This window comes from Bacteroidota bacterium (genome assembly GCA_034439655.1).
Lineage (GTDB): Bacteria > Bacteroidota > Bacteroidia > UKL13-3 > UKL13-3 > CANJUD01.
Genome location: JAWXAU010000006.1, coordinates 1 through 5,661, shown reverse-complemented (window position 1 = coordinate 5,661; position 5,661 = coordinate 1). Strand labels below are relative to the sequence as shown.

At 31.5% G+C, this 5,661-nt stretch carries 2 protein-coding genes; both read right to left on the bottom strand.

Translation table 11 applies throughout. The annotated features are described in order from the left end of the window. Nucleotides 1-95 precede the first annotated feature (95 nt). On the bottom strand, nt 96-2,861 hold the full coding sequence (locus SGJ10_00565; protein MDZ4756614.1) for a T9SS type A sorting domain-containing protein: 2,766 nt from the start codon (nt 2,859-2,861) through the stop codon (nt 96-98). 48 nt (nt 2,862-2,909) lie between these two features. Beyond that, complete coding sequence (locus SGJ10_00560; GenBank protein ID MDZ4756613.1) at nt 2,910-5,189, bottom strand: T9SS type A sorting domain-containing protein; 2,280 nt, start codon at nt 5,187-5,189, stop codon at nt 2,910-2,912. Nucleotides 5,190-5,661 lie beyond the last annotated feature (472 nt).

Sequence of the window (5,661 nt, the reverse complement as noted above, 5' to 3'; positions counted from 1 at the left end):
GACCACTAGCCGCAATGCCGAAAAAGAATTATTTTTTCAAATCAACTAATTCCCACATCTTTGCATCACAATAATATATATAATATGTTTGAGAATTACTCTAATAGTTTAACAACCTTATAAGTAAATTTTTTATCAGTAGTTGTTATATGCAAAATATACATTGCCGCAGCTAGGTCACTTGAATTCACTGCTAATGTAGCAAACTGGTTCACAGTTATATTATTATAACTAGCTACCTGTTTTCCTGTGGTTTCATATAATTGAATGTTTACGTTTTGCAGGGTTCTGGAATAGATAGCAATATTAAATTCGGAGCCAAAAGGGTTAGGAAAAATTGATATACTAAATTTGCAATGTTCATTAAAATCTTGACTTACTATAATACTATCGCTCACTTCACAACCACCATTTGTTTCTTTTATCCAATAAGTTCCTGCCATGTTTATGATAATATCTTTTGTGGTATCACGGGTATTCCATAAATATTTATAGGGTCCATCACCTCCTGAAAGCTGTAATACCTCATTACTACAGATAAATGTATCGTTAAACAATTTTAAATAAGGACGCGTATTTAATCTTATGGAAACACTATCTTGTGTTATACAACCCGTTGTGCCATTTAAAAATTGCTTTATAAAAATTGTACCTGTATCTTTTTGGTTAAATTTGAAACCTATCGGAATTGATGGTGAATTAGGCTTGTATGCAAAACTATCTATCAAATTATTTACACTGTTATATATAAAATATTTCTCCGATACAATCGTATCACTATATAAAGGCTTTAAATTAAACAACTGAGGAACACAACCATTATTGGGGCTTATTTGAAAGCCAGGCTGAGGTGCAGGAGTAATATATATTGGCTGTTTACTAGTAAAAGTATCTGTGCAAAAGCCGTTATTGAAAAGTAACTTAGCCGAATAATTACCTGATTTTGTATAGATATGATTAATACTTCCCATATCGCGAATATTTGAACTTACAATACTGTCCGTGCCATCTCCAAAAAACCAATGCCATGTAAACTTAGTTGCAGTATCTGTATAAAAAGAATCTTTAAAATGACAGATATTAAACTCGCAAAAAGTATCAGTAATTGTTTTTAAATGTACAATATGAGGATTAATATCAATTACAAAAATTGAATCTGAGAAAACAGTATTACATCCAATATTGGATGATGCCTTACAGGTAATTAATAAAGAATCATGATTATTGAACCTGTGCACTATTGAATCGCCAACACCTATTAAACTATAATTTGCATACCAGGCAAATGAATTATATTTTTTTGCGAAAATTTGTTTTAATTTAATGCCTTCACATGTATTTGAATAGGTGAACCCTGCTGTATCTATATTATATTTAAACAAAAATAAACTAGCACTATTATTTAACAAGCTAATATCAAATTTCTGTTTGCCCATATATAATTGTGTATTATAGGTTGTGCTATCTGGCTCTTTTTGTTCATAATTAACAAAGGCGATAGTGAATAAATAAACATTGCCACAATTGCCAGCTAAAATATTTGTTGGTTTCAATAACGGTGCGTACTTTTTATTGGGTAGTTTATTAATATGTGCATTCAAAAAATTTATTTTAATTATATTTAAATCCGTATCGATAATCATAATAAAATATTGACCAGCTCTATTGATTGGAAATTTTATATTATCAATTTTAAGAATAGAATCTGTTAAATTCTTATAGTAACATATAAAAACTTGACCATAATTTTTTACTGTATGCACGCCCCCCCTAATACCAAATATAAAATTATCTGGTATGGCTATATGCTTATACTTTTTAAGCTTATAATTATGTTCGTATTTTAGTAAATAATAATTTGTATTGGTGGTAATATCAAGAGGTAATGGCACATTATCAATGGTAACAGTATCTGTATTGCCCCTTGAGCTAACCCAGGCAATATAACTTGCAGTATCATAACGTATTTTCCCAAAAGACGATATATATATACTATTATTATACTCTGTTACTTTATTAGAAACTGTATTAAATTCCATAATAGAAATATGTCTATCATTAGTACTCTTATAATGTAAAAAATAAATATTTTTATCATCGTAATTTACTATATCAAATGGTATACTTGCAGTATCAAAAAAAACAGGGCTAATATTAAACACCGAATCCATTTGAAACAATATTTTACGGTTGGTTTCAGGTATTATTGATGTTATAGTATCATTATTTGAGTTCAAAATTTTCCAAGTAACAGAGGTTGTAGAATGAAAATTTTCTAAAGCCAAATAAAACTTATTATTTAGAAAAACCATTTGAGGTTCATGACTGCTGCTAGGTATATCAATAAACAAATTTTTAAAATATTTAAATTCACCTTTAGTGTTGAGTACTATTAATGCAAGATTATAGAAACTAGGGAAATTACTTGACACACTTATAAGCTGTATTTTACCAGCATATATGTAATTATTATAAATGTTTGCATATAAAGGATTGGGTCTATAATTAGTAAAGATATATATTTCTGTATCGTTGGGTAAAAAAAATTGTGATTTTTGGACATTTTTAGCTATGAGCTCAAATCTCCAAGCCTCATTACCATCACTTCCCAGTTTTACAAAAGTTTCATAAATAAAAGAATCTTTTTTGTTTTTCCCCACTTCGTCGCTAATGGTATAGGGTTGCACAAAACCATATAAGTTATCATATTTGTCTAATTTATACTTAAATTCTGTAGCTGAATTATAATCGTAATAGCTATTTCCATCTGTATGCTTCTTATATAAATCGCACCACTGCCAATCTTGTGCTGTCAAGTTATAGCAATACAAAGCTAGTGTTACGAACAGAATTCTTTTCATTGTAAAAAAACTGGGTGGATAAATTTATCCACCCAATTTCATAATTTATTATCGAACTATTTGAATACTTCCAGAAAAAGTATTTGTATCGCTTGTAATTGAATAGGTATAAATACCAGATGGCAATGATTGGCAATTCACCATTCTATTTGCCTCAAGTTTTTGAGTGAGTACCTTCTTGCCTATAATATTAAATATACTAATATTCGCAGTGGTTAACCCTGCATCATTATCTACAATAAAATATTCTGAAGCAGGAACAGGATATATTTTTAATTTCTTTTTATTTACTGTGGGTGATACACCAGTAGCAGAACCACTAATGCAGTTTCGTTCTGGATAATTTTTTCCTGTACCATAGTTCAATACTTCGTTAGCATACACTCCAGCAAGGGTACAAGTATTATATATTTTTTCTAGCTCTTCAATTTCTTTTTTTGTAAGTTGACGGTATACCCTTTTATCTAATAAAACACCTAATACGACGTTGAAATACCTCTTCAGCATTACTGCATGTTCATTACTTGTTTTAACTGTTAATAGCCATTCGGTGGCATCGGCATAATTTTTTTGCTGAATATATAACTTGGTGATTTCGAAATCAGCAACCCCATTCTGATTATACTTTTTCATTAAATCGATAGCTTTACCTATTTCGTTATATTCCTGATAATACAGTACTAATTGTCTTAACAAATCACCTACTTGCTTATCATTTGTTGCTTTATTCAACGCAATTAATAATACTGTTTCTTTGCTTAAGAAATTCCATGGCCCATCTAAATTATAATCTGAACAACCATTATCAGCGGCTGCAGTATATGAATTTATACCCAAGCCCATGGAAGTTCCCGTAATAACTTCTGCGGGATTCACTCTCCCCCCAGGACGGCTATAATAATAATAATCGTAGGTGGTAGAAAAAGGAGAGCCTGTTTGATGGTTGCCATTCAAATAACGCCAGTTATCAGCATTCACTGGTTCCTGGTTTGAAAATGTATTACCTGCTGCAAAACTACTCGAACCCTGAACAAAATCTGATGAACCAGTGCCATTATTTGAATACACTAACCAATCAGCAGCCATATCATTGTACTCATTGCACTCAATCAATAATTTTTGATAGTCAAGAACAAGCATAATTCCAATATTCCAAAAATTGCCGGTATTATAATGTTTATTCTTATATATTTTTCTGGTAAAAGCCCAAGTATTGGGATTAGGATCCAAGCCCCCAAAATTTATGTCTGCAAAAAAAGGATTAGAAGGACTATAAAGCAATTCTTGATCTAAATTTGAATTATGACTTGCCGCATCTAAGTAATTGCAGTTAAATGTATTGCCATATATGTCAATACCTTGTGATAAATAAACATAAATACCCGCACGTTTTCGGGGTGAGTTATTCCTATCATAATTAAAGGTAGACCTATATATTCTTTCTTTTGCTCCGCTTGATATATATATTCCCTTATCATTCTCAGTAAACGTACATATGTCAATATGCATTCCGTAAGTTCCACCTAATGATGAGCTATATATTCCATAGTAAAGGCTATTAAAGTCGCAACCAAAACACGAAAAACTGCTACCTAAGCTATAAATGCCCATAGCCCAATAGGTTGAACCACTCCAATAGCTTGTATTGTACAGAAAATGGTCATTGGCCATTTTTATATCTACACATTGGTCAATCTCAACATACCTATCAGTATATTTATAGGCTTGGTTAAAAGTTAGGTCAGTGGCAAAGGAATTGGAATTTTGGAAAGTGATGTAATGAACCATGCTAATATTGGAGTTAGCATAAGGTTCAAAGTGAATACCAACTTCATTATCATCAAGAGTTGATTTGTAAATTCTAATTATTCCTCCACTATTAACAGTGATGGCACCCTTGCAAATACTATTAGGAGTTGCACTACTAGATGAGCCTCTCTTTACATGTTTCAACTCAACTCTTTCCATAAATAAATATCCTTGCGTATTTGTATTAATTAAACTGGTATTTTGTACTGCTGTGGAGGTTCCATCTACATATATTCCATACCACATATCATCAGCAGTATTGTTTGCCGATGTCAGTACTCCGTCAGTAATATAAAGTTTTGCTCCTTTATTTATTTTTATATATCCTATATCTTTTGCAAATTTGAGTATTTCTTTGGTGGGATAAGAAGATGAATATAATGAGCAAGTTTGATTGGTAGGAATTTCCATTAATGTAATAGGGTTACCACCACCATATAGTGGTTTATTCCTGACATCATCTAACGAAACAGTCCCAGATATTGTAAAAGAAAAAGCATTTTGAAGTTGAACTAACATAAATAATGCTATTAAAACACTCCATTTCCACCAGCTTGGCTTTCGCCTAAATGTCGCAATTGAGCCTGTGTGTGTGTGTGTGTTGATTTTTTGGCAAGGGCTGCTATTGCTAGCACCACTGCATGTTTTGTATTGTTTTTTAGCATAAAAATTGATCCATGAAGGTTTGTTTCATAGACCGAGCAAATATAACTAAAATATTTGTAAAACAAATTTTATTTTATACCGAAACTCAATATATAATAGTCCAAAAGAAAGCTTTCGGGATGTAGTTCGTCATTACCATTCTACAAACCAAATCCGCCACAGGCGAAAGACTATTTTAGTTTAAGAATTGGTATTACAGTTAAAAGAACCGTCATTCTGTGTACGACGTCATGCTGTTCGCTGCGGCGAACAACGTGACGACCACTAGCCGCAATGCCGAAAAAGAATTATTTTTTCAAATCAACTAATTCCCACATCTTTGCAT

What these genes read in the sequence shown, in the direction of transcription:
- SGJ10_00560 (MDZ4756613.1), bottom strand. Translation starts at nt 5,189, where the DNA reads ATGTTAGTTCAACTTCAAAATGCTTTTTCTTTTACAATATCTGGGACT.
- SGJ10_00565 (MDZ4756614.1), bottom strand. Translation starts at nt 2,861, where the DNA reads ATGAAAAGAATTCTGTTCGTAACACTAGCTTTGTATTGCTATAACTTG.